The following is a 22,756-nucleotide window of genomic DNA, read 5'->3' as shown; positions in this document are numbered from 1 at the left end:
TGCTAATAGGGCTAGTATTTTTTTATGAAGAGATGATGGTATAAAACTCAATAGTAAAAAATCACACACTTATGAATACGCAACTGTATCCCCACAACTCCAAACCGCACACCAAAGTGAATAAAAAGAGTAGTTATGAACAATCACATTATTCTCATGAAGAAGCCGATATACTTACCCCATAAGCAATAAAAGCAGTGTAAGGGAATAACCACACACAAGCTGCTGCAAATTGCATTGGAGGTCAGACTATGAAAATCATAAGTGTAAAAGGCCTGAAAAAGTCCTACGGAAAAAATCAGGTACTGAAAGGCCTGGATTTTGAAGCAAATGAAGGGGAGGTTATTGGCGTCATCGGTAAAAATGGTGCCGGCAAGTCAACTTTTCTTGAGGTATTAATGACAATTAAAGATTTTGATGAGGGTGAGGTTGTGCTTTTTAATGAGAATTTGCAGAAGATCACGCTTGATAAGCTGGGAGAAATCAGAAGAGATATTTCGGTTGTGCTGCAGCCGACGCACTTTTATAAGTCATTAAAAGTGGAAGAGCTGTTGAAGCTGTTTAAAGCTTATTATAAGTCGAATAAAGAGATTGAGGAGATTATGGCTGATTTTAAGCTTGAGCCTCATCGTAAATCGTATTTTGAGAAGTTGTCTGGCGGGTGGAAGCAGAAGGTTAGTTTGGCGATTGCTTTTTTGTCGGAGCCAAGGCTGATTATTTTGGATGAGCCAACGACTGGTTTGGATCCTCATATGCGCAATGTGCTCTGGTCCTATATTGTTGACTATAACAAGAGCAGAGGCGGGACTGTGATTTTAACGACGCATTATATGGATGAAATTGAGATGTATTGCGATAAAGTGATGCTAATTGAAAACGGAAAGAATGAAATGTTTGAGAGTACGGAAAATATTTTGTCACTAGGGTACAAATCGATGAATGACTTTTACCTTTCTAAAGTGCCGGTATAGGAGGAGGAGATCAGTATGTTAGCCACACAGTTAAAATATGATTTAATTATGTTTTCGAGGGAGCTGTTTTATTTAATATTCTCCATTGTGGTTCCGCCGGTCACATACGTGTTTTTGGGGCACATGGTTGGTGAGAATACATTCGCGGGCGGATTGAGCTATGCCCAAACGTATACGCCTTCTTTTATTTTATTGATTACCTTTTCTGTTGTTTTCTTTGCGTTTGGTTTTGACCAGGTGATGAACCGTTCCACAGGGGTGGAAAAAAGGATCAGTATTTCGCCTGTGCCTGTTCGGACATTACTGCTTTCAAATATTATAAAATCGATCATTATTACGAGCTTTGGTTTTTTGCTCATTAATATGATTGGCGTATTTGTTTTTGAAATCAATCTTGAACCATTGATGTTTTTAGGTTCTTATGGCTTCTTTATTTTATTAAATGCTGTTTTGTTAGTCATTTCATCTGCCATTTATTCTTTATTTAAGGAAATGAAAACTGCATTGATTTTTTCGATCCTCATCTTCCAGGTTGTAATGTTCACGGGTGATTTTTCGATTCCAGTGAGTCAAATGCCAGATTTCATTCAAATTGTCGCAAAGGCAAATCCGATGTATCATATGAACCATCTTTTTATCGATGTGTGGAATCAGCAGCTCGTTTTTGATGGTCAAACGTATATTTCTATTGCAATAGTGCTGGCAGTGTTTATCGCTTCATTGGTAATAATCCGACTTAATAGAAAGACAGCTTAAACCAGCTTCCATAATAGGAAAAATTAGGTTTCAATATTAGGTGAAATAGTGGTAAAATGCTCCTAAAAGACTCTTAAGGAGCATTATTGTTTTGGTTACAATTATCGGTTCTTTCGTACAAATTGCTACTCTATGCTTGAATAATTTCTTCTTTGTCAACGGTTTTGACCATGCAAAAGAAAGGTTTTATTTTGTATTGATCTTATCTTGCCTTGCACCGGTGTTATTTGTCTATATCGGCATTATCGGCATTGTTATTCCTGTGCTGCTATTGATTTACTCTAATTACAGATATAAAAAAGATCCCATTGTCAGTATAACAGCACCTTTTTTTGCTGTGATCATTCTTGTGATTAGTGATCATTTAAGCTTCTTAGCGAATTCCTTTCTGTTTGATATTTCCGTGGAAATGGTACATGCTCAACTGTCCTACTATGGTATGCATTTGCTTTTCTTTTTCTTATTTTCAGTTCTTCTCAGTTTTATCACCCATATGGTGATAAGAAAACTGAAGCAGTTCGTACCTATTTTTAAGCATTATTTTTTATTCTTGATGAGTTTAACTGTTCTGACGGTATCATTCTTTTATATTAATATTCTAGTATCCGATAGATCAGGTTTCTCAAGCGAGGTTGTCCAGTTTAACAGCTTCATATTTTTAGCCTATTTTGCATTATTTATCACGATATTGGGACTTCTGCTTTTTTCGGTGATTAAAGAAATGAAAGTGAAAAATAAGCAGGAGGAGTATAAGCAATTGCGTATGTACTCGGAGAATTTAGAAGAAATGTATGGGGAGCTGCAAAAATTCAGGCATGATTATATAAACATCTTATCTTCCATGTCAGAGTATATCAGAACGAAAGATATGGATGGGTTAGAAGTCTATTTTAATGAAAAGGTCATGCCCACCGGCCAGGGGATCAAAAAGAACCATTATAAGCTTGGTGCCTTACAAAATGTGAAAGTGACTGAAGTGAAGGGGACATTAGTCTCAAAGCTGATTAAGGCACAGGACTTAGGGATAGATATTGCCCTTGAGGCAACGGAGCCAGTACATCAAATAAAAATGGATTATATCCGATTGTGCCGCTGTTTGGGAATCATCCTCGACAATGCAATAGAAGAAGCGGAACAGTTTGACGGAAGCAGTATACATATTGCTTTTATTCAAAAAGAAAATGCCTTGCTTATTGTGGTCGCTAATACGATTGGCGGAGAAATACCAAAGCTTTATAAAGTATTCCAGCAAGGATATTCGACCAAAGGGGAAAACAGAGGGTTAGGTTTAAGTAATTTAAAGGAAATCGTCTCTAAATGTGAAAATGTGACACTGGAGACGAAAATAAAGGGAAGAATGTTTTTTCAGGAATTAGAGATTGCTGATTAGACGGAGGAATACATATGCTGGATATTTTTATTTGTGAAGATGATCAACAGCAAAAGGAAAAAATCACAAACTATATCAAAAACTATATTATGATCGAACAATTAGATATGAGAATCACCCTTTCTACCGATAACCCAGATGAAATTATCGATTATGTAAAGTCTAACAAGGTCACTGGATTGTATTTTCTTGACGTGGATTTAAAGCATGAAAAAAGCGGGATCGTGTTAGGGGCTGAAATTAGAAAATACGATGCAAGAGGATCGATTGTCTTTGTTACCACGCATTCAGAGCTTACCTATTTGACGTTTTTATATAAAGTGGAAGCACTAGACTATATTATCAAAGACGATTTTACGGATTTACAGAAGCGTGTCATCGATTGTATCGTGACGGCGAATGAACGTCACTTGTCTGGCAGTAATGAGGCGAAAAAACGATTTCAGATTAAAAACGGCGATAAGGTGATCAGCGAGGATTACGACAATATACTATTCTTTGAAACAAGTTCCAAACTGCATAAAATTATTATGCATACTGATTCCAGGCAGGTAGAATTTTACGGAAAGTTAAAGGAAATAGAAGAGAATAGTGCAGATTTCTATCGCTGCCACAATTCCTTTGTCGTCAACATCGAAAATATTTCGGCTATAGATAAAAAAACACGTGAGATTACGATGGTTAATGGAGAGGTTTGTTATTCATCTGCCCGTTTTCTTAAAGGGTTGCAAAAGGTTTGGGAAAAGTAATAGAATAAAATTTATGGTGCCTGACCCCCGCTGCGTTAAAGCTTTAACGCAGCGGGGGTCAGGCACCGTTTTTGGCACCGTTTTTTAAACAACCCCGTACAATCACATAAACACCCCCACCCCCCTTATCATATCCTATAGTACTGAAAGGAGGGACGAGCATGAACAACAAACAATCAACAGATGATAACCATGCACATCACGATCATTCCCCAGCTGTCCAGGAATCGAAGCGTTTCAAAGTACACAGCCATAAAAGAAAACATTCTTACAAAGAAGCCGGAATCATCCATAGAATCGGAACGGATTATGTAGATTTGCTGCAGAGTGATCATAGTGTTGTTAGGGTGTTAACAAGACGAATTAAGAACATTCATTGGGTCGATCATCATTGCCGAAACAGATGCCTGGATCATGTGGATTTTGAGAAGGCATGCAGAGGCAGAGACAATGATCTGCACTGCTCCCATTGCGACCGGCATCACCGAGATTGCCACTGTGGTATAAAACACAAAAACAATTCCGATTTCAATAAAATAGGAAGAGATTATGATCATCATGATGGGCACTGCTCTCATTGCGGCCGACATCAGCAAGAATGTCATTGTGGTGTGGGCGCTAGGGAAAAATTCATAGATTCATACCTGGATTCACACTGTTCCCATTGCCATAGAGACCATCATAACTGCCATTGCGGCAATCAGTTCCACCGCATCAAGGATCCTGTTATTCCCTACTGTGATGACCGGATTCATTTACGGTTAGCTGGATTGACGGATAGCTTTCAATACAAGCTATTCAAGCACAAAGGCTGTAAGGTTGTCCTGGAGCTGGATCTATCGGATCACTTTGATTAGCTCAAAAAAGGAAGGTGCCGGGAAAGGTTCCTTCCTTTTATATTTGATGCTTCATCTTAGGTTTGCCCTACAATTGTAAACTTTGCGTTTCAGCCTTTATTTCTCCAGCTCAATCAAACAAATATCTTCAAAGTCGATCCATTGTTCTTCATCGTATTTTTTGAGGAGCAGATCGCTCTCATCTACTTTCTCTAAGGTGCCATCCTGTTCAAATTTGTCTGTTTCAGTTTGAATGTAGGCGTAATAACCAACATAGTTTTCAAGGAGCATGCTAAGTTTTAAGCCGAAAAATATGTTCAGCAAATAAGGACTCCGTGTAACGATTTCACCGAAATGAAATGTCAGGTTTCGTCTTAGGCATGGGTTGATGCAGAGCAGTTCTGGTTCTTCGTGATCATCCGTTTTTTTTCTTCTGTCCATATTGTGAATAGACAGAAGTCTCCCCGTTGGAAGAATGGTGATATTGTTGGTATCTGCATTTTCAATAATAATAAAATCGTTTCCTGCATCCAGGAAGTATCCGCAGACTTCTTCCTTTTTTTTCCTGCATCTATAATAGACGGTTACAAATTGGTTTCTGAAGGAACGAAGGCTTACTTGAAGTGCTCTTGCATTCGTTTCGTCGTCATCATCCTCAGTAGAAAGGGCCAGCAGGAGTTCATTCGCAAGGGTAATGCACCTTTCTAATTCCTCAAGTTCATTCTGTGGAAAGGAACTGAAAGGGGAAGTGAATTTCGGCTGCGGAAGCGTTTTTGGACAATCTTCAGGTACACAAAAATCATCATCCTTTACTCCCGCAGGCACCATCTCTGGACAGCGAAATGGTGTTTTTCCATGGATGAACTCTTCTTCTAAACATTCAATCTCATCCCAAACCCTTATATTCCTCAGTTCCTTAACAGCAGTTTTTCTCTTTTTATAAGCTGAAATGGTCAACAACCTCCTTTTATCTGTACATATACCTAGTGTATGGATGGTCATTAATTTGTGGTTGGGCAAATGACTAAGATCTGTGCATTTCTAAATGAAATTGTAAAAATATACATATTGGGTCATAGACCAAGCATTTCGAGTCATAAAAATTACAAACGAAAACTTGGAGGAGACTTTTGACATGGGCTATTTAGGGTTTTTGTTATATGGAAACCTTGTACTGATCTTATTTCTTTATCTATATCTTTACAAAATCCGCAAACTCATCGGTTTTCAGCTGGGGATGAATATTTCAATGCTGGCAGGAGGTTTTTGTGCAATTGCCACAGGAGTGATCCTCATTTATCAGTTTCCATTAAAATTTGTTGTCATCACGATGATTACTGCTGTAATCGGGATGCTGATTGGCGGCTTTTTTGGTGCGCTATTTGATTATCAGACTCTATTAACTGGATATATAAATGGTCTAATGATGGGCATTATGGCACCGATGGTAGGAGCAGCGGCCAATACGAGCATTCTCTTTATAATTTTTATTGAAGCGGTATTCCTGCTTTCTCTTCTGCTTGTTTTCCTGTCTGCTAAAAATACATAAGTAAGGAGTCATGAATGTGGAATTATCCCCTCTATTTATTATGCTGTTTCTTGTAAATGGTCTTATGGGGTTTTTCTTATATTTTGTCATGTATAAAAAAAGGAAACTCTTTGCGGACCGTTACGGGATGGTGATGGCCGCGGCAGGCAGCAGCATTTTCTGCATGAATCTGGCCATGCTTCTTCACTTCATTTTTCCTTTTGAAATCGGTGTGCTGGCGATCTTATCCACTGTCATAGGCGGCAGTATTGGCTTACTGTATGGTGCACTCGTCCGCTTTCAGTCTTTATTGGCTGGCTTCTCCCATGGCAGCATTGGCTCCATTATGGGAACGATGGTTGGAGCAGTAGTGGAAAACCCAGCATTATGCGGATTGCCTGCTGCTTATTTTAACGATGTGGAGAATAATATGATTCTATTTAGTTTATTTGGCACAGGTTTAGTGTTTGCCACATTTGGTTTGTTATTTTACTCCTTGCGAGTATAAATAATATAGATATTTGAAAGGAGAGGAGGCTGAATGGAGAACAGACAGGAGGCAAAAAAAAGAATTCACTTAAATGAATATATGGAAAGATTGCTAGAGCAAAGAAAGCATGAAGTCAGAAAGAAGGATCCTGTTAATGAACTGAATGAACGAAAAGGAGAGGGGCTTACTTCTCCTTCAACAATGACGACGACAGAAGAAACACGGTTACTAATGGAATATATAGACCGAGCAAATATCTTCCACCTATTGGAGAACAATGAAAAACGCGGAAAGTCGTTAAAGCTTAGGAAATTCTTTAAATCAAAACGAAATCAGCAGGTGGAAATTTATTCTGACATCGGTTCTGAATCTCATTACAAAGAAGGAAAAGTCAGTACAGTTGGCCGTGATTTTGTGATGCTGACCAACTTAAAGGAACGGGTGTGGATTCCTTATTCTGTCATTCAATCAGCTAATATTGTGTACGGAATTCCGAACTATTCCAACACCCATCAGCATTATCTGTATGATAATAATTTGCGGACGAAGCTGCTGCGGCAATTCGGGGAAACCGTTTCGAAACGTGATCTTCTAAAGCAGCAATTTATTGAAGAAACATTAAAGACGAATTTAAACACCTGGAAGGGCACATGGGTAAATGTCTGGATCGACAGTGATATCAAAAAGCTTGGTAAGATTATTGATTCCGAAGACAAATTAATCATTGCGTTTATGGGAAAGAAAGAAGAAATACAATTTGATGAGATACGTTATATTGAGACCATTCGGTTGTTAAGCGTATTTACTTATGGCTTTAAAAATTACTATAAAAAGTAGGACAATGGGGGAGGATGTCATATGACGAGTGAGAACAATCCGCGCAGCAGCATTGGAGAGTTGGAAGATCGTTTTTTCAGAGAGCTATTGGCCTTAAAGGGCACCAGTGTCTTAATTGTCACCGAATCCGATCAGCTCAATTTATTTGGCCAAACGTTTCGTCCCGTTTTTTGCGGCGAAATAATTGATGTACAGCCAGGTCATCTAACTTTATTCCCAGTTAATATAAAAATAATAAATGCCCCACAATTTAATTTTCCCACACCTCTTAGTATTCCATTTGAGAAAATTGCTCACTTTACACCTGACTTTGACTGTAATGAAAGAATTCCATTAACGTAAGGAGGGACCTGAAAATGAGTCATGAAAATAGTATGGCAGAATTGAACTTCCCAACTGTCAATGTCATCCATGATCAGGCGCTGATTGAGGCATTTGTTGAGGGAATTGGCAAGAATATCTTTATTTTAACTCCATCCTATCCATTTGTTTTTATCGGAAAGCTGGTAGATGTGATTGAGGATCAGGTGGTGGTAGATGTGAAGGTCACCTCCATTTCTGAATTGGAAAATCGGCAGTGGTTTATTCACATTCATTCAATCGAGGTATTCTATATTCAACAAAAAGGAATGCCGCGAATTCCTGAGTTAAAGACCAATTTCTGAGTCATCAAGGGGGACAGCTATGAAACGCAAATATCATGTTGTGGCGATTTCGATTCGGATTGTGCTCAACAACTTTGGTGACTACAACCGAAATGGCATCATGTATGTCTTAAAGGAAAACGAACAAAAGGTGAAGGATTTAGTCAAGAAAAACCCTTTCACACCAGTTGATTTAGTGCAGCCGCTTTGTATCCGGGCCAATGTTGGGGACGAGGTGGAGATTTTATTTGAAAATCAGATCCATTACGCAACAGGCATGCATTTTCAGGAAGCTGATTATGATCCGCAAGATTCAGATGGCGCCAATGCTGGCTTCAATCCCAGTTCCTTAGCAGAGCCTGGTGAGAAAATTACTTATACGCTAAATGTAAATCATGAAGGTGTGTATATGTTTACAGATCTAGGAAACCCGGACAGCAGTGATCAGGGAACGAATATTAACGGGATGTTTGGCTGTCTGTTTGTGCAGCCGCGCGGCTCATGGTGGACAGACCCGGTAACAGGGGGACCGATTAACAGCGGTGTGTACGCCGATATCCATCATCCTTTTCTGCCATCCTACCGGGAATATGGATGGATTTTTCATGATGAAATGCCAACGAGGGATGTAACGGGAAATTCTCCGCTGGATCCAATGACCAATCAAGAGCGTGAATCTACTCATGCGGTAAACTATCGCTATGAACCGATGGAAAATCGGGTCCGGTTATTAGAAGAAGGAGTCGTTAGTCCGGATGGTCATGGAGAGGAGGTACACCACGATTCATGGGTATTTGGCGATCCGGCAACGCCTATTTTGCGGGGATACCGCGGGGACCCTGTAAAACTTAGGCTGGTTCATGGGGGTGTGAAAGAGACCCATGTTCTGCATTATCATGTGCATCAGTGGTCAAAAGATGCGAAAAATACAGAATCAGAAATCTTGGATGCCCAGGCAGTCAGCCCGCAATCCTGGTACACAGTTCAGCCTCATTATGGATTAGGCTCTCTTCAAGGGGCGATTGGGGACGCAATCATTCACTGTCATCTTTATCCTCACTTTGGTGTCGGAATGTGGGGGATTAACCGCATCTTTGATACACTCCAGGATGGAACCGGCTGTTATCCAAACGGCGAGCCGATCCAGGCGCTGCAGCCGCTGCCTGACCGTCCTTGTCCGCCGAAGCCAACAAAAGAGAGACCAGGATTCCCTAACTTTATTCCAGGAAAGCTTGGCTGTAAAGCACCGCGGCCGCCGCTTGGAATCGTGGGCGGACGCGATATGACCGAATTGGAAAGAAACGCCGCGGTGCCAAATGCCAGACCAGGTGCTGTATTTGTGGATCCTTGTGCCCTTGCTGATAACCCTGTGGTGCAGGAGTTTAATGTTTCTCTGATCCAGCTTCCGATTGTGTATAATCGCCAAGGCTGGAACGATCCAATCGGAAGAATTTATGTTTTAGATGAAGATATAGAGGATGTGTTAAGCGGAAGAAAAGAGCCGGAACCATTAGTTTTGCATATGACAGCCAATACGTGCGTGCGCATTAATTTTACAAATCGTCTTCCGGAAGTGGTGGGCGGCAGCGCATTCCAGCTTGTGACAAGAACATATGAAGCGGGCGTTCATGTGCATTTTGTTAAATTCGATGTGCTTGTATCCGATGGTGCAAATGTTGGCTGGAACTATGACTCTAGTGTTCTATCTGGCGAAACAATCCGCTATGAATATTTTGCAGATGTAGAGTTAAAAGCATGGTTTTTCCATGACCATTTGTTTGCGAATTTTCATCAGCAGCATGGTGTCTTTGGAACAGGAGTCGTTCATCCGCGCTTCACCAAGTTTTTGGATTCAAAAACAGGAGAAGAAGTGGATCATGGTGTGCAAATTACCGCGGTTCATCCGCTCATTCCTGATTACCGGGATATGGTTCTGATGGTTCAGGATTTTGCTATGCTATATGACAAAGATGGCTGTCCTCTTCAGCAGCCGGACTTCCCTGGCTCCCAGGATGATCCAGGATTATTTGGAGTCAACTATAAAAATGAACCGCTTCAATTCCGGTTAGGAAAAGACAAAGATCCAGCGTATTCCTTTAGTTCATATGTTAATTGTGATCCGGTTACGCCAATTCTGCTCTGTTATGAAGGTGATCCGATTCGTGTCAGACTTCTTCAAGGGTCTCATGAGGAGTCGCACAGTTTTAACCTTCATGGCTTGCGCTGGAAGGCGGAGCACCCTGACTCTGAAACAAAGTTTAGAGATCAGCAGCATATTGGAATCTCTGAATCTTTTACACTGGAAATGGATGTTCCAAGGTCTGGGGATTATTTATGGACGTTTGAAACAGAAGAAGACTTATGGAATGGTTTATGGGGACTAATTAGGGCCTTTGATGAAGAAGTGGATTTTCTTATTCCGCTGCCTGACCGTGAACCGCCTCCAGAACGCACCAAAGCGCTGCCGGAGCCGACAGGAAAACCGCCGGAGAAAGCAAAAATCGTTCCATCTCCAGGACCTGTAAATGCACCTGTCAAAACGTTCAATATCGTCGCCTTTCATAGACCAATAACTTACAGCAAATGGGATGAACGTGATCCCTTTGGAATTATTTTTGCTCTCGAAGAAGATGTAGACGATATTTTAAAAGGGAAAAATCCTGAACCGCTGATTATCCGTGCCAACCAGGGAGATGTGGTGGAAATTAACCTGACGTCCCGGCTGCAGTTTGATCAGTTTCCGTTTCCAGATGGTATTTGGCCTTATCCTCCTGTAAAAGAGCAGGCCTTTTACCCGCCGTCAGTTAGGATCTCCCTGCATGCGCAGCTCCTTGATTATGATGTGAGAACTTCTGCGGGGGAAACGGTTGGGTTTAACCCTGATCAGTCAGCAGCTCCCGGTGAAATCATCACGTATAAATGGTATGTCGACAATCCGGTAGGCGCCTGCGGTTTATGGGATATGACCGATATTCGCAACCACCGTTCCCTTGGTACATTCGGCTGCTTTATCGCTGAGGCGAAAGGAACGAAGTATTTGAATCCTTCAACTGGAGAAGAAGTGAAAACAGGTGCGAATGTCGTGCTGCGTAATCCCTATTTGCCAGATACCCGTGAGTTTGTTCTTGTTCTGTATGATGGCGCAAGGCTGGTAGATCAAAAAGGTGATTTAATTGTGGATCCGGTAGATGCCATCCTAGGCGGAGTAGATCCAGAAGATCGTGATGATTTGGTTGATACGTATGATAATGGCTCAAGAGGATTTAATTATCGGACGGAACGATTAATCAACCGTCTCCGAGAGCACCCAGTATTAAAGGATTTATTCAGTTCGAGGGCGTTTGGCGATCCGTCGACACCGTTATTTGAAGCATATCCTGGCGATCCCATCACAATACGTTTAGTTAATCCATCAGAACGCCGGCGTGCCCACACATTCCATCTTCATGGCCATTATTGGAATAACGATGACAAAGACATTACGTCTGAAGTGCGATCTGTGGAAGGTGAAATTGTTGCAGGTCATGCCGTTGACTTGCCGCTGCATTACGGAGCAGGCAGCTTATATCAATATCCAGGAGATTATATGTACCGCTCCGGCAATATCCGCTGGGATATCGAGGCAGGAATGTGGGGGATTTTCCGCGTTCACAAGTCCAAGCAAAACCATCTCTTTGTCTTGAAAAAGAAAAATAAAAATGAAAATAAAATCTAACTGTGATTCCTATGCTGGAGTGTGCTGAAGGATGAAAATCACAAACAAGTTCCTTATTCTTTTGGTCATCGTCGCTGGTTTTTTCCTGGTTTACTGGTTATGGCCAAGTGATGATGGCTTGCCAATTCTTGATAAAGTGGATGCCTTTGAGTTAGACAATGTTCATGGAGAACGTTATCATTCTGAGAATGGCAAAGTGAAATTGATTGCATTTTTTTATACTAACTGCCCGGATATTTGTCCGTTAACGATGATGGATTTTAAAATAATACAGTCTATGTTAAAAGATAAAGGTTTGTTTGGAGACGAGGTTGAGCTTGTCAGCATTACGCTCGATCCTGCATATGATACCCAAGAGGTCATAAAGGAATATGCACAAATCTTTGAGACGGATACAAAAGGGTGGAAGTGGTTAAGAGACACCCCCGAGAAAATAAAGAAAATTGCGGGCGAATTTCAGATGCAATATGAATTAGACTCCGAAACAGTACTCTATCATTCTACAACCATGTATTTAGTAGATGAAGAGAATAACATCCGGGCATTATATGATATGGCCTTTGCGGATGAGCCGGTGAAGAAAGATGATATAGTAGAGGATATTATGTTGTTGGCTGATTTTTAAAGGGTGCCTGACCCCCACTGCGTTCAAGCTTTAACGCGGCGGGGGTCAGGCCCCCTTTTTAGCTATGATATAACTTTAAGTTATAACACCATGAATTTTAGATATTTCCTTCAGCCAAGATTCCCACCTATAATTTATATATCAAATCGTATTCTCAACGCTTTTAATGTTTCTTGATCATGTGCATATAAATACATGTCTCTTTTTAGAGGTGCATCTTTCAATGGGATAAAAACTACACCTTTATAATCAATTTTCTCAACCATCATGGAGGGCAGGTATGAAATTCCTTGATTTTGAGCAACAAAACCAACTAGTGCATGATAGGAAAGTTCAATAATTTCGGGTAGTGGGATGGAAAGTTCCGTCATAAGTAACGTTATTTTTTTGTATAGCTGTGTTGTTTTCAGCGGCAGCAGCTGTGTGAATTTGAAGCATTCCAGCAGAGAAACACTTTTTAAGTTTGCAAGTGGATGGTTTACCGGTACAGCTGCATAAAAATGATCACTAAATAAAAATACTGAATATAATCCTTTTTGTTTCGGATGATCTTGAATGATTGCAGCATCTATTTCACCTGACTCCAGCAATGGTATTAGATCTATAGTGTCATCTTTAATACTTGTCAGTTTTATTTTTAAGGCATTTTCATTTTTTATATAATCCGGAAAATAGTAAGAAGCTAAGAGCGGATCACTGCCTATATGAACGACATGATCATTCATATGTTTTTGCAGCTGATACTTTAATTGGCCAATAATTGGCTCAATATCATTGTAAAATTGCTGTCCTTTGTTGGTTAACGTAATTCCTTTTGACAATCGAACAAAAAGCGGAAAACCTAATATTTCTTCTAATTTTTTTATTTGTTTGCTTAAAGCAGGCTGCGAAACAAACAGTTTATCGGCAGCTTTTGATATACTTTTTTCCCTTGTAATTGTTAAAAAATATTCAAGCATTTGCAAATTCATCTGTTTACACGTCCTTTTATTAATAGCAGGAGGAATCTTTATGTTACGATACTATATTCTATTAAGCTTTTCTATTATCCTTGAAATTGTTGGGGCATCTTTTATGAAAATATCGGAAGGATTTACCCAGCTGGGAGCTGCAATCATCGTGATTGCCTCCTACAGTATAGCTTTATCACTATATATTTTACTAACAAAACAACATGAGCTTGGTATTGTGAATACACTATGGGCTGGAGGAGGAACCGTGTTAGTCTCTGTAACCGGTATTGTTTTTTTCCATGAATCACTAACATTTATAAAGCTGATTGGCATTCTTTGTATAGTAGCGGGAGTCATTGGCTTAAACTTGCCTGAACGGCGTAATGAAATGAAAAAGGCGGTGGTGTAATTGGGCTATCTTTTTTTGTTGATCAGTTTGTTTTTTGCTGTTCTTGGTAATTTGTCAGTGAAATTATCTCAAGGCTTTCAACGAAAATGGCCAAGTATAGCTGTTTTTCTCTTTTATAGTATTTGTCTTTACTTTTTATCGCTCAGCTTTGAACAGATCGAAATGGGTGTTGCCTATGCCATATGGTCAGGGGTAACCATTGCAGCTACGACCATTATCGGTATCCTCTTCTTTAATGAATCAGCCAGTAAACGAAAAATTACTTCTGTTGCAATTATTATTGCTGGTGTACTGGTTCTCCACCTTCAAAACGTATAAAGGGTTTAACTCAAGTGCCTGGCTTCTAACACATTAAAGCTCTAGTGTGTATGAGGTCAGGCGCTGTTTTATAGTTCTTGATCTTCATTAAATTAGTTAAAACCGAGAATGGAAAGCGGCTGAAGTCTTAAGAATTTACAATCTAATAGATTAGGTATTTAGAGTAGAGGCATTGCTGCAGATATACTTTTTTTGAATAGTGAAGCAGTATCGCATTTAAAACAGATATTTATAAAAAATAAACAAATGGATTGACATATTACCCTAGGGGGTATAATATGAGTCTTGTAATTGATTTTCACTAAGAAAATATTTTAGCAACAAAACTAAATTTTTTTGGTTGAAAACATACCTGTATGGGTATAAAAATTTACAATAAAAAAATACCTAAGGGGGTAATTAGATGATCCAAGCAAATGTACAGCTGGATGCAAAAGGGTTAGCGTGTCCTATGCCGGTTGTAAAAACCAAAAAAGCCATGACCGCACTTGAAGAAGGTCAAGTACTGGAAGTTTTAGCAACAGACAAAGGTTCAAAAGCAGATCTTGCTGCATGGGCTAATTCTGTTGGACATCAGTATATCGGAACAGTAGAAGATGGCGATCTTCTTTACCACTATATTCGAAAGGGCAACAATGAACCAGAAGTGGAAAAGGCTTTTGAGCAAACTGTTGCACTGGAAGAATTAGATACCCGAGGGGGGTTGATTCTAGACGTGCGTGAGGCAGCTGAATATGCATTTGGCCATATTGATGATGCCAAATCCATTCCAATGGGTGAGCTGGAATCACGTCTCGGGGAATTAGATAAGAATGAAGAAATTTATGTGATTTGCCGTACAGGGAAACGTTCTGACTTGGCAGCACAGCTATTAGCGAAAAACGGTTTTACAAAAGTTTATAATGTTCTGCCTGGTATGAATGAGTGGAACGGCAGTCTAACAAAAGAAATTTAGGAGGAATTTAATATGTCAAATAAAGTAGCTATTATCGCAGCAAACGGTGGAATGTTTGATGCATACAAGGTATTTAATATCGCAACAGCAGCAGCTGCGTCTGAAAAAGAGGTAGAAATCTTCTTCACGTTTGAAGGTCTAAACTTAATTCACAAACAAGCAATGTTTGCTTTAGAAATGCCAGCTGGAAAAGAGCATTTTGCAGAAGGGTTTAAAAAAGCTAATGTCCCGTCCATTCCAGAGCTAGTGGAAATGGCACAAGATATTGGCGTTAAACTGATTGCATGCCAAATGACGATGGATGTTATGGGTCTTGTAAAAGAAGATTTTATTGATGGTATTGAGGTTGGCGGAGCTGTAACATTCTTGGAATTTGCTAAAGATGCAGCACCAACATTATCTTTTTAATCTGCTGAACTAACTTCATGCAGCGGGGTATCCTCCGCTGCAAAAAAATAACCAATAATATACCTATGGGGGTAATTAAGAAATGACTGTAAACAAATGGAGTGCAGCAAAAGTTGCCCGAAAAGTAATTGATAAAGAAGAACTGTTTATTTTAGATGTTCGTAATGAGGATGCATTTGGAGATTGGAAAATTGAAGGCCATCAGTTCGAATATTTAAATATTCCCTATTTTGATTTACTGGATGGAGTGGAAGAAATTCTGCCAAAACTGCCAGAGGATAAAGAAATTTTAGTTGTATGTGCAAAAGAGGGGTCTTCTGTGATGGTAGCAGAAATGCTGTCTGAAGCAGGCAAGGAAGTTGCTTACCTTGAAGGCGGAATGAAATCCTGGAGCAGCTATTTAGAGCCTATAAAAGCAGCGGATTTAGAAAATGGCGGAGAGCTATATCAATTTGTTCGTTTAGGAAAAGGCTGTCTTTCTTATATGCTCATTTCAGAAGGAGAAGCTGCCATTTTTGACGCAGTACGATTTACAGATGTGTTTATCAATTTCGCAAAAGAAAAAGGTGTAAAAATTAAGCATGTGTTTGATACACACCTGCATGCGGACCATATTTCAGGAGGAAGACATATTGCTGCTGAAACAGGTGCAGTTTATTATCTGCCTCAGGAAGATGCTGCAGAAGCAGTATTTGAATATACACCATTAACCAATGATCTAAACGTGAAAATCGGTTCATCACAAATAAACGTAAGTGCACTATATTCACCTGGCCATACGATCGGCTCCACTTCATTTGTGATTGACCATAATAAGTTTTTGCTGACAGGGGATATCCTCTTTATCGACTCAATCGGCCGTCCAGACTTAGCGGGACTTGCAGAAGATTGGGTTGGAGATCTGCGTGAAACATTATACTCCCGTTACCGAGAGCTTGCTGAGGACCTGATTGTATTGCCTGCGCATTTCATGATCATTGATGAATTAAATGAAGATGGGTCGGTAGCAAGACGCTTAGGTGATCTATTGAAAGAAAACCATGGTCTAAACATTGAAGACGAAGCGGAATTCCGCCGTACGGTTACAGATCATTTGCCTCCGCAGCCCAATGCGTACGAGCAAATTCGTCAAGTCAATATGGGGAAAATGAATCCTGACCATGATGAACAAACCGAAATGGAAATTGGACCGAACCGCTGTGCAGTTCGCTAGGCAAAAAACGGGAGCTGATCCAAAAAAAAGCAAAAAAAAGGGGCTATTCACATGAACATTACCAAAACATTAGATGCAAAAGGTTTTGCATGTCCCATGCCGATCGTTAAAACAAAAAAGGCAATGGACACTATTCATTCCGGGGAAATCCTCGAAGTACTGACAACGGATAAAGGCGCACTGAGCGATATTCCAGCTTGGGCAAAATCAGGCGGTCATATCATTTTAGAACAAAAAACAGAGGAAGACATTCTATATTTTTATATACAAAAAGCATGATGAAAATCAAATAGCGAGCAGGGATCATCGCTCGCTTTTCTATACTGGAAAGAAGGCGGAATCATGGACATAATATTTTTCATCGTGGTATTTGCTATTGGATTTATTGGTTCTTTTTTATCCGGTATGTTAGGTGTTGGCGGTTCAATCATTAAATATCCAATGTTATTGTATATTCCGCCATTATTCGGCCTTACAGCTTTTACAGCTCATGAGGTTTCAGGCATAAGTGCCGTACAAGTGCTGTTTGCTTCGATTGCCGGAGTCTGGGCATATCGGAAAGGCGGATATTTAAATAAGCAGCTCATTATCTATATGGGCGTATCCATTCTGATCGGCAGCCTAATCGGCAGTTTTGGATCCAGCTATTTATCAGAGCAGACAGTGAACATTGTATATGGAATTCTTGCTGTCATTGCAGCTGTTATGATGATGATGCCTAAAAAGCAGGCAGATGATGTGCCGCTAAATGAAGTGACATTTAATAAGGGACTTGCAGCCATTTTAGCACTAATCGTTGGAATAGCATCTGGAATTGTTGGTGCTGCAGGAGGATTCCTGCTTGTGCCGATCATGCTGACACTTCTGCACATTCCAACACGAATGACAATTGCAACAAGTCTCGCCGTTACGTTTATATCTTCAATAGGCGGCAGTATAGGGAAACTCGTTACCGGCCAAGTAGATTATTGGCCTGCAATCATTATGATTGCAGCAAGCCTGTTAGCTGCTCCGTTTGGCGCAAAGGCTGGCAAAAATATAAATACGAAAATCCTGCAAATGCTTTTGGCACTTATGATTGCAGGAACAGCAGTGAAAATTTGGTTTGATATTTTAGTGTAAAAGCGGTCTGAGCTCTAAGTGGCTATTGAATGAATAAATAACAGACCGTGCAAGGTACAGGAGAGATGGTAAATGGAGTATGATAAAGCGGTTGTCAATCGCTTAAAACGAATTGAAGGACAGATTAAAGGCGCATTAAGTATGATTGAGAAGAACCAAGATTGTAAAGAAGTGATAACTCAGTTATCAGCTTCGCGCAGTGCGATTGATCGTACCATCGGCTTAATTGTAAGCTCGAACTTAGAGCAATGTGTTCGGGAAAATATAGAAAATGGCCAAAGCACAAAACAAGTGGTAAAAGAAGCAGTTGATTTATTAGTGAAAAGCAGATGAGTTTTTTTAGAATAAAATATACCCAATTGGGTATATGGTTGTGCGTTTTGAAACGGAGGGCTATATATGAAAGAAATTACTGCAAAAGAATTAGAACTGAAACAGAATACAGGAGAAATAGTAAATATTGTCGATGTTAGAGAAGACGAAGAAGTCGCAATGGGGATAATCCCGGGAGCAAAGCATATCCCTCTCGGTCAGATTTCAGCTCGAATAGCTGAATTAGTTAAACAGGAGCACTACTACATCGTATGCCGTTCAGGCGGGAGAAGCAGCAAAGCATGTCAATTTCTCATTCAAAATGGTTTTAATGTAACAAATATCGCAGGCGGCATGCTGGAGTGGGAAGGAGAAATAGAGTAGATCTCTTTTTCTCTTCCAGTCAAATTTACAAAATAGGAGTGATCATATGGGGATCATTGAATGGATGCTGTTGTTCATTGTTTTTGCGTTTCTCGTTAGTCGTTTTATGCCTGTAAAAGGCGTCAAGAATATAAGTGTTCAAGAGGCTAAAGCTAAATTTAAGGAAAAAGGGATACAATTTATTGATGTTCGTACACCTGGTGAATATAAATCAAACCATCGCAAGCCATTTCATAACATTCCGCTGTCTAACTTATCCAGTCAAATAGATAAGCTGGATAAGGAAAAAGAGATTGTTGTCATATGTCAAAGCGGAATGAGAAGTGCTAAGGCAGCGAAAACTCTTAAGAAACATGGCTTTCATCAGATTTACAACGTTAAAGGCGGAATGAGTGCCTGGATGTAGGAAAGGAAAATAGTTATGGCAAAACAAGTAACACCTGAAGAAGTAGCGAAAAGGATTCAGAATGGTGAAGCAGTGAATATTATTGATGTTCGAGAAAAGAGTGAAGCAGCAGCTGGTTTAATTCCAGGAGCAAAAAATATCCCGTTAGGCCAGCTTGTATTGCGCAAGGCGGAACTGGATAAGGAAAAAAATTATATTGTTACTTGTCAATCAGGCAACCGCAGCAAAGCAGCTTGTGGAATAATGGAAGCATTAGGTTATAAGGTCGAGGACATGGCAGGCGGCATGAATAATTGGAATGGAATAACGGAGTGAAAATCTAAGAAATAGAGGCTATGCTGAATGAATCAGGATATAACCATTTACACAACTGCCATGTGCCCGGTATGTGCCATGGTTAGGGAGTTTTTAACACATATGAATATGGAATATAAAGAGGTTAATGTCGATATAAATCCGTTGGCGATGCTAAAACTAGTAGCGAAAACTCGCAGATTCTCTGTTCCGCAGACTAATATAAATGGAGTATGGGTTTTTGGCTTTGCTCCGGAGAAAATCATGGCTGCCCTTAAATAATGGAGGGGAAGAATACCCCCCATTCGCCTTAGATCTGTTTTTGCCTATAACTAAAGCGCTTTTCTTCTCCTACTATAAACTAATTAGGCCTAAGCATATTTAGCAGCAATGAAACATCATTTGTTGAGCCAACTGTGATGACTGTTTTTTGTGCTGGGCTGGCGAATTTTTGTATTCTTTCAGCAAAATCTGTTCTGGTTACAATGACATCGGCATTGCTGATTGCCTCGATCAGGTTATTTTCTGATGATGAAGATACATCAATTGTATCAATCTCTGCTGATGTCATCCGTTTGATTTCATCCAGATAAAAAATGCATGAGTTGACCTTGCATTCAATAAAAAGATAACGGAGCTTGCGTTCTAGCGGCTGTCCGAAAAGCTGCATATAGGCAAATCCAGACAGCAGCATATTTTCAATATCGTACCCAAATTCGAAAGCATCTTTTATCGTTTTTTCCACAAAAGAGAAATAGGGGTTCTGTCTTTTAAAATTTGCTATTTCCTTTTCGTCGGCAACTTGAGTTCCGCGTCCTTTTTTTATTTGCAGAAGACCTTCTTCCTTCAGTTGAGAATAGACGCCTTGAATCGTATTTCGATTAATGGACAGCTGATCCGCTAATTGATTTGTCGATGGAAGAGTATCTCCCGGTTTGAGTAAATCTTTTCCGATGAGCCATTTGATCTGATCCTTGATCTGTACACTGATCGGAAGGGGAGATTGGGCATCGATAGTAAAAAGTAAACTTGAACGATCCATTTGTACAACCAACTTTCTCGGTTAACTATTTGTTTAGGTATGTTTAGCTTAATAAAGAAGAATGAAAAAATCAAGTTATTCATGCTTGGCTATGCGGAGTACAGGCTGTTGGAAGACCTGATAAAATCAAGCATGCTTCTTAAATGCACATCACTTTGTAAAACGAAATTATTGACAAAAAACAGGATGAATAACTATTATATATGTATAGTTAATTAATCAATTAGTTAACCAATAAAATTGTTATTTAGGAGTTGGAGTACATGGCAGATACAGCTAACTTAAAAATTGTTTGGAATGGTGACAGTAAAGGAAATGGAAGTTTAAAAGCAGGTAATCTTGAAACAAACGTGGCAATACCTGAATCTTTAGGCGGCAGTGGAGAGGGCGCAGGACCAAAAGAGTTACTAATAAGTTCTGCAGCATCATGTTTTACGTTGACTTTGGTGGCGATGCTTGAAGCTAGAAAGCTGCCAGTCTCTGGGTTAACAGTGGATTCAGAATCATCTCTTTCAAAAGAAGAAGGATTAAAAATAACTCATTACCCTCATATTACAATGTCTGCTGAAGCAACAGAAGAACAGGTTCAGGCAGCACAAAGAACATTTGTATCAGCTGATAAAGCATGTGCAGTTGGAAACCTGCTAAAAGCAGCAAATGCACAAATTGATATTGAAGGAAAAGTTACTGTACAAAACTGATCAATAATCATCTGTAAAAAGATATTAAGGAGGAATTATTCATGGTAAAAGTGACACCAGCAGCTATATCAGCAATCACAACAGAAATACAAAACCTAATTGATGAAGATAAAAAGCCGATGATTCGGTTATCAATGGGCATTGGCTGAGGGGGTCCACAGCTTCGTCTGGCTCTGGAAGAGTCAGCTTTAGAGAATGATGAAATAACAGAAGTAAATGACATTCAATTTTTAGTGAATGACAGAGATCAAGTGTATTTTAATAATGTCAAAATTGATTATGTTAAAGGATTTTTTGGAGGCGGGCAATTTAAAGTTATTAACCTTTAAATCTGTAAAATGGCTTTTAAGAGATCCATGCACAACTGATTATCCCGGAACAAATATCGGCCTCCCGATATGTTCCGGGGTTTTTATTTGTCTTCATAGTTTTTGTTTGTCTGCTAATATTCGGGTTCTTTGCAGGGAAAGAACTATAGGAGGATTTTAGTAACAAAGATTCTCGCAAAGATTTAATTGCAAAATATCAGTGAACAATGCCATAGATAAAACTGCCTCCATTTGTTTTTGACAGGAGGCAGTTACAATTACGTCTTTGAGATATCCAGAAAACCTTCACCGAATACATCGCGCACATCATGGATGGTCAAAAAGGCATTTTTATCAGTTTTTTGTACAATTCTTTTCAATTTTACAACTTCCTGTTTACTGATGACGATATATAAAATGTCTTTCGATGTTTTTGAGTAATAGCCATGGCCGGAAAAAACGGTCACTCCTCGGTCCATTAAGCTGTTTACTTGCTGTGCAATAATATCCGGACATTCGGAAATAACGGTAACCGCTTTTTTTGGATTAACTCCTTCAATGATATATTCCATTACTTTTGTTCCTATATAAAGCATTACAATCGTAAACATAAGACTTTCCATACCTATAATAAAGTAGGATGAAAACGCCACAATCAAGTCGAAAAATAATAATCCATAGCTGATGCTCCAGCCAAGATACTTATTTGTGATTCTGGCCAGAATAGTAGTTCCCGCCGTTGTGCCGCCAACACGGATAATTAACCCGATCCCTACTCCGGCAAAGATTCCTCCAAAAATGGCATTAATCATGATTTCATCTGAAGAGATGCTCCACGACATGGTCAGCTGCAGAAAAAGGGAATGAAAAACAACAGCGATAATGGTATAAATCGTTGTTATTTTACTTAAAAATTTATATCCTGCAATAATTAATATTCCGTTTAATATTAAACTAACCAACCCAGGCGCCCATTCAAACAGGTAAAATAGAATAATAGTAATACCTGTTACTCCGCCTTCCCCTAGATCATTCGGGATAATAAAAAGATTCACGGCTAATGCAAAAATAAAAGAACCTAGTAAAATATAAATTATATCAATAACTCTTTTCTTCACGGCTAACCTTCCTTCTAAAGATGTATATCTCATATAGTCTTTACCTATCTTACTACAGACCCCAGCAGGCGGAAATACCTCAAGCACCTTCTTATAGAATAAAAAACATAAATGATCATTTCAGGACATAATATTGATTTGGGTATGGACCATAGAGAATTGCCAGTGTATTTCCCAGGATAAGTGGCCCTATCTGTAATCTGGCTTATTTGATCATATATTCTCAATTTGCTATTTTTACCATTTCACCTCTAAAAAAGCTTGACAGAGGA

General features: G+C 39.5%; 29 protein-coding genes. 25 read left to right on the top strand and 4 right to left on the bottom strand.

The genetic code is table 11. The annotated features are described in order from the left end of the window. The first annotated feature begins 251 nt into the window (after positions 1-251). The 5 genes from B7E07_RS18215 (at position 252) to B7E07_RS23390 (ending at position 4,723) form a co-directional block, all read left to right on the top strand. Positions 252-971 (top strand): ABC transporter ATP-binding protein, encoded by a 720-nt coding sequence (locus tag B7E07_RS18215; protein WP_080848278.1) that lies wholly within the window; start codon positions 252-254, stop codon positions 969-971. Positions 972-986: 15 nt separating this feature from the next. Next, complete coding sequence (locus B7E07_RS18210) at positions 987-1,727, top strand: ABC transporter permease (RefSeq protein ID WP_080848277.1); 741 nt, start codon at positions 987-989, stop codon at positions 1,725-1,727. Positions 1,728-1,818: 91 nt separating this feature from the next. After that, on the top strand, positions 1,819-3,117 hold the full coding sequence (locus tag B7E07_RS18205) for a sensor histidine kinase (protein ID WP_080848276.1): 1,299 nt from the start codon (positions 1,819-1,821) through the stop codon (positions 3,115-3,117). Positions 3,118-3,134: 17 nt separating this feature from the next. Further along, a complete protein-coding gene (locus B7E07_RS18200; protein ID WP_218970455.1) occupies positions 3,135-3,866 on the top strand; it encodes a LytR/AlgR family response regulator transcription factor in 732 nt (243 codons plus the stop codon). A gap of 161 nt (positions 3,867-4,027) precedes the next feature. Next, complete coding sequence (locus tag B7E07_RS23390) at positions 4,028-4,723, top strand: hypothetical protein (RefSeq protein ID WP_139785660.1); 696 nt, start codon at positions 4,028-4,030, stop codon at positions 4,721-4,723. 96 nt (positions 4,724-4,819) lie between these two features. Here B7E07_RS23390 and B7E07_RS18190 read toward each other — a convergent pair whose 3' ends face one another. Continuing rightward, positions 4,820-5,659 (bottom strand): hypothetical protein, encoded by an 840-nt coding sequence (locus B7E07_RS18190; protein WP_080848273.1) that lies wholly within the window; start codon positions 5,657-5,659, stop codon positions 4,820-4,822. Positions 5,660-5,837: 178 nt separating this feature from the next. Here B7E07_RS18190 and B7E07_RS18185 point away from each other — a divergent pair, with 178 nt between their 5' ends. From B7E07_RS18185 to B7E07_RS18155, 7 genes are read left to right on the top strand one after another with little or no spacing between them, the layout of a single operon-like run. Continuing rightward, positions 5,838-6,251 (top strand): hypothetical protein, encoded by a 414-nt coding sequence (locus tag B7E07_RS18185; protein ID WP_080848272.1) that lies wholly within the window; start codon positions 5,838-5,840, stop codon positions 6,249-6,251. 16 nt (positions 6,252-6,267) lie between these two features. Continuing rightward, positions 6,268-6,738, top strand: a complete 471-nt coding sequence (locus B7E07_RS18180; protein WP_257391494.1) for a hypothetical protein — start codon at positions 6,268-6,270, stop codon at positions 6,736-6,738. Between the two features lie 33 nt (positions 6,739-6,771). Further along, a complete protein-coding gene (locus B7E07_RS18175) occupies positions 6,772-7,557 on the top strand; it encodes a hypothetical protein (protein WP_080848271.1) in 786 nt (261 codons plus the stop codon). 21 nt (positions 7,558-7,578) lie between these two features. Then, entirely contained in the window at positions 7,579-7,899 is a 321-nt protein-coding gene (locus tag B7E07_RS18170; RefSeq protein ID WP_080848270.1) for a hypothetical protein, read from the top strand. A 14-nt stretch (positions 7,900-7,913) separates the two neighbouring features. Further along, positions 7,914-8,222 carry a hypothetical protein gene (locus B7E07_RS18165; RefSeq protein WP_257391493.1) on the top strand — a complete coding sequence of 103 codons (309 nt, stop codon included), beginning with the start codon at positions 7,914-7,916 and terminating at the stop codon, positions 8,220-8,222. Between the two features lie 19 nt (positions 8,223-8,241). After that, positions 8,242-11,916: a multicopper oxidase domain-containing protein gene (locus B7E07_RS18160; protein WP_080848269.1), complete on the top strand. Its 3,675-nt coding sequence runs from the start codon at positions 8,242-8,244 to the stop codon at positions 11,914-11,916. Between the two features lie 31 nt (positions 11,917-11,947). Further along, the gene (locus B7E07_RS18155) at positions 11,948-12,541 is read left to right on the top strand and encodes an SCO family protein (RefSeq protein WP_080848268.1); all 594 of its coding nucleotides are present in this window, start codon (positions 11,948-11,950) and stop codon (positions 12,539-12,541) included. A gap of 134 nt (positions 12,542-12,675) precedes the next feature. Here B7E07_RS18155 and B7E07_RS18150 read toward each other — a convergent pair whose 3' ends face one another. Further along, entirely contained in the window at positions 12,676-13,512 is an 837-nt protein-coding gene (locus B7E07_RS18150; RefSeq protein WP_080848267.1) for a LysR family transcriptional regulator, read from the bottom strand. Between the two features lie 40 nt (positions 13,513-13,552). Here B7E07_RS18150 and B7E07_RS18145 point away from each other — a divergent pair, with 40 nt between their 5' ends. From B7E07_RS18145 to B7E07_RS18090, 12 genes are all read left to right on the top strand, one after another. Continuing rightward, the gene (locus B7E07_RS18145) at positions 13,553-13,903 is read left to right on the top strand and encodes a DMT family transporter (RefSeq protein WP_080848266.1); all 351 of its coding nucleotides are present in this window, start codon (positions 13,553-13,555) and stop codon (positions 13,901-13,903) included. Beyond that, positions 13,904-14,221, top strand: a complete 318-nt coding sequence (locus tag B7E07_RS18140) for a DMT family transporter (RefSeq protein WP_080848265.1) — start codon at positions 13,904-13,906, stop codon at positions 14,219-14,221. 403 nt (positions 14,222-14,624) lie between these two features. Next, the gene (locus tag B7E07_RS18135) at positions 14,625-15,176 is read left to right on the top strand and encodes a sulfurtransferase TusA family protein (protein ID WP_080848264.1); all 552 of its coding nucleotides are present in this window, start codon (positions 14,625-14,627) and stop codon (positions 15,174-15,176) included. 12 nt (positions 15,177-15,188) lie between these two features. Next, positions 15,189-15,584, top strand: coding sequence for a DsrE/DsrF/DrsH-like family protein (locus B7E07_RS18130; RefSeq protein ID WP_080848263.1), 396 nt, complete (start codon positions 15,189-15,191; stop codon positions 15,582-15,584). A gap of 82 nt (positions 15,585-15,666) precedes the next feature. After that, on the top strand, positions 15,667-16,797 hold the full coding sequence (locus B7E07_RS18125; protein ID WP_080848262.1) for an MBL fold metallo-hydrolase: 1,131 nt from the start codon (positions 15,667-15,669) through the stop codon (positions 16,795-16,797). 51 nt (positions 16,798-16,848) lie between these two features. Then, positions 16,849-17,076, top strand: coding sequence for a sulfurtransferase TusA family protein (locus B7E07_RS18120; protein WP_080848261.1), 228 nt, complete (start codon positions 16,849-16,851; stop codon positions 17,074-17,076). Between the two features lie 63 nt (positions 17,077-17,139). After that, entirely contained in the window at positions 17,140-17,919 is a 780-nt protein-coding gene (locus tag B7E07_RS18115; RefSeq protein WP_080848260.1) for a sulfite exporter TauE/SafE family protein, read from the top strand. A gap of 72 nt (positions 17,920-17,991) precedes the next feature. Beyond that, positions 17,992-18,252 carry a metal-sensitive transcriptional regulator gene (locus tag B7E07_RS18110; protein WP_080848259.1) on the top strand — a complete coding sequence of 87 codons (261 nt, stop codon included), beginning with the start codon at positions 17,992-17,994 and terminating at the stop codon, positions 18,250-18,252. 66 nt (positions 18,253-18,318) lie between these two features. Continuing rightward, a complete protein-coding gene (locus B7E07_RS18105; protein WP_080848258.1) occupies positions 18,319-18,615 on the top strand; it encodes a rhodanese-like domain-containing protein in 297 nt (98 codons plus the stop codon). A 46-nt stretch (positions 18,616-18,661) separates the two neighbouring features. Then, positions 18,662-19,021: a rhodanese-like domain-containing protein gene (locus tag B7E07_RS18100; RefSeq protein ID WP_080848257.1), complete on the top strand. Its 360-nt coding sequence runs from the start codon at positions 18,662-18,664 to the stop codon at positions 19,019-19,021. A gap of 15 nt (positions 19,022-19,036) precedes the next feature. Further along, the gene (locus tag B7E07_RS18095; protein ID WP_080848256.1) at positions 19,037-19,336 is read left to right on the top strand and encodes a rhodanese-like domain-containing protein; all 300 of its coding nucleotides are present in this window, start codon (positions 19,037-19,039) and stop codon (positions 19,334-19,336) included. A gap of 27 nt (positions 19,337-19,363) precedes the next feature. Next, positions 19,364-19,597 carry a glutaredoxin family protein gene (locus B7E07_RS18090; RefSeq protein ID WP_080848255.1) on the top strand — a complete coding sequence of 78 codons (234 nt, stop codon included), beginning with the start codon at positions 19,364-19,366 and terminating at the stop codon, positions 19,595-19,597. A 79-nt stretch (positions 19,598-19,676) separates the two neighbouring features. Here B7E07_RS18090 and B7E07_RS18085 read toward each other — a convergent pair whose 3' ends face one another. Continuing rightward, positions 19,677-20,357, bottom strand: coding sequence for a GntR family transcriptional regulator (locus tag B7E07_RS18085; protein ID WP_080848254.1), 681 nt, complete (start codon positions 20,355-20,357; stop codon positions 19,677-19,679). Positions 20,358-20,620: 263 nt separating this feature from the next. On the opposite strand from B7E07_RS18085, the gene B7E07_RS18080 reads away from it, so the two are divergent. Continuing rightward, entirely contained in the window at positions 20,621-21,058 is a 438-nt protein-coding gene (locus tag B7E07_RS18080; RefSeq protein WP_080848253.1) for an OsmC family protein, read from the top strand. A 586-nt stretch (positions 21,059-21,644) separates the two neighbouring features. On the opposite strand, the gene B7E07_RS18075 is transcribed toward B7E07_RS18080, so the two are convergent. After that, positions 21,645-22,484, bottom strand: a complete 840-nt coding sequence (locus B7E07_RS18075) for a YitT family protein (RefSeq protein WP_080849260.1) — start codon at positions 22,482-22,484, stop codon at positions 21,645-21,647. Positions 22,485-22,756 lie beyond the last annotated feature (272 nt).

Source organism: Cytobacillus gottheilii (assembly GCF_900166665.1).
GTDB classification, from domain to species: Bacteria; Bacillota; Bacilli; order Bacillales; family Cytobacillaceae; genus Cytobacillus; species Cytobacillus gottheilii_A.
This window is presented reverse-complemented; position numbering and strand designations above follow the sequence as displayed.

Bases quoted from the DNA above. Each gene is read 5' to 3' on its own strand.
- B7E07_RS18215 (WP_080848278.1), top strand. From the start codon at position 252: ATGAAAATCATAAGTGTAAAAGGCCTGAAAAAGTCCTACGGAAAAAAT.
- B7E07_RS18110 (WP_080848259.1), top strand. From the start codon at position 17,992: ATGGAGTATGATAAAGCGGTTGTCAATCGCTTAAAACGAATTGAAGGA.
- B7E07_RS18115 (WP_080848260.1), top strand. From the start codon at position 17,140: ATGGACATAATATTTTTCATCGTGGTATTTGCTATTGGATTTATTGGT.
- B7E07_RS18125 (WP_080848262.1), top strand. From the start codon at position 15,667: ATGACTGTAAACAAATGGAGTGCAGCAAAAGTTGCCCGAAAAGTAATT.
- B7E07_RS18170 (WP_080848270.1), top strand. From the start codon at position 7,579: ATGACGAGTGAGAACAATCCGCGCAGCAGCATTGGAGAGTTGGAAGAT.
- B7E07_RS18085 (WP_080848254.1), bottom strand. From the start codon at position 20,357: ATGGATCGTTCAAGTTTACTTTTTACTATCGATGCCCAATCTCCCCTT.
- B7E07_RS18210 (WP_080848277.1), top strand. From the start codon at position 987: ATGTTAGCCACACAGTTAAAATATGATTTAATTATGTTTTCGAGGGAG.
- B7E07_RS18090 (WP_080848255.1), top strand. From the start codon at position 19,364: ATGAATCAGGATATAACCATTTACACAACTGCCATGTGCCCGGTATGT.
- B7E07_RS23390 (WP_139785660.1), top strand. From the start codon at position 4,028: ATGAACAACAAACAATCAACAGATGATAACCATGCACATCACGATCAT.
- B7E07_RS18165 (WP_257391493.1), top strand. From the start codon at position 7,914: ATGAGTCATGAAAATAGTATGGCAGAATTGAACTTCCCAACTGTCAAT.
- B7E07_RS18135 (WP_080848264.1), top strand. From the start codon at position 14,625: ATGATCCAAGCAAATGTACAGCTGGATGCAAAAGGGTTAGCGTGTCCT.
- B7E07_RS18130 (WP_080848263.1), top strand. From the start codon at position 15,189: ATGTCAAATAAAGTAGCTATTATCGCAGCAAACGGTGGAATGTTTGAT.
- B7E07_RS18160 (WP_080848269.1), top strand. From the start codon at position 8,242: ATGAAACGCAAATATCATGTTGTGGCGATTTCGATTCGGATTGTGCTC.
- B7E07_RS18185 (WP_080848272.1), top strand. From the start codon at position 5,838: ATGGGCTATTTAGGGTTTTTGTTATATGGAAACCTTGTACTGATCTTA.
- B7E07_RS18100 (WP_080848257.1), top strand. From the start codon at position 18,662: ATGGGGATCATTGAATGGATGCTGTTGTTCATTGTTTTTGCGTTTCTC.
- B7E07_RS18095 (WP_080848256.1), top strand. From the start codon at position 19,037: ATGGCAAAACAAGTAACACCTGAAGAAGTAGCGAAAAGGATTCAGAAT.
- B7E07_RS18080 (WP_080848253.1), top strand. From the start codon at position 20,621: ATGGCAGATACAGCTAACTTAAAAATTGTTTGGAATGGTGACAGTAAA.
- B7E07_RS18155 (WP_080848268.1), top strand. From the start codon at position 11,948: ATGAAAATCACAAACAAGTTCCTTATTCTTTTGGTCATCGTCGCTGGT.
- B7E07_RS18120 (WP_080848261.1), top strand. From the start codon at position 16,849: ATGAACATTACCAAAACATTAGATGCAAAAGGTTTTGCATGTCCCATG.
- B7E07_RS18175 (WP_080848271.1), top strand. From the start codon at position 6,772: ATGGAGAACAGACAGGAGGCAAAAAAAAGAATTCACTTAAATGAATAT.
- B7E07_RS18150 (WP_080848267.1), bottom strand. From the start codon at position 13,512: ATGAATTTGCAAATGCTTGAATATTTTTTAACAATTACAAGGGAAAAA.
- B7E07_RS18145 (WP_080848266.1), top strand. From the start codon at position 13,553: ATGTTACGATACTATATTCTATTAAGCTTTTCTATTATCCTTGAAATT.
- B7E07_RS18105 (WP_080848258.1), top strand. From the start codon at position 18,319: ATGAAAGAAATTACTGCAAAAGAATTAGAACTGAAACAGAATACAGGA.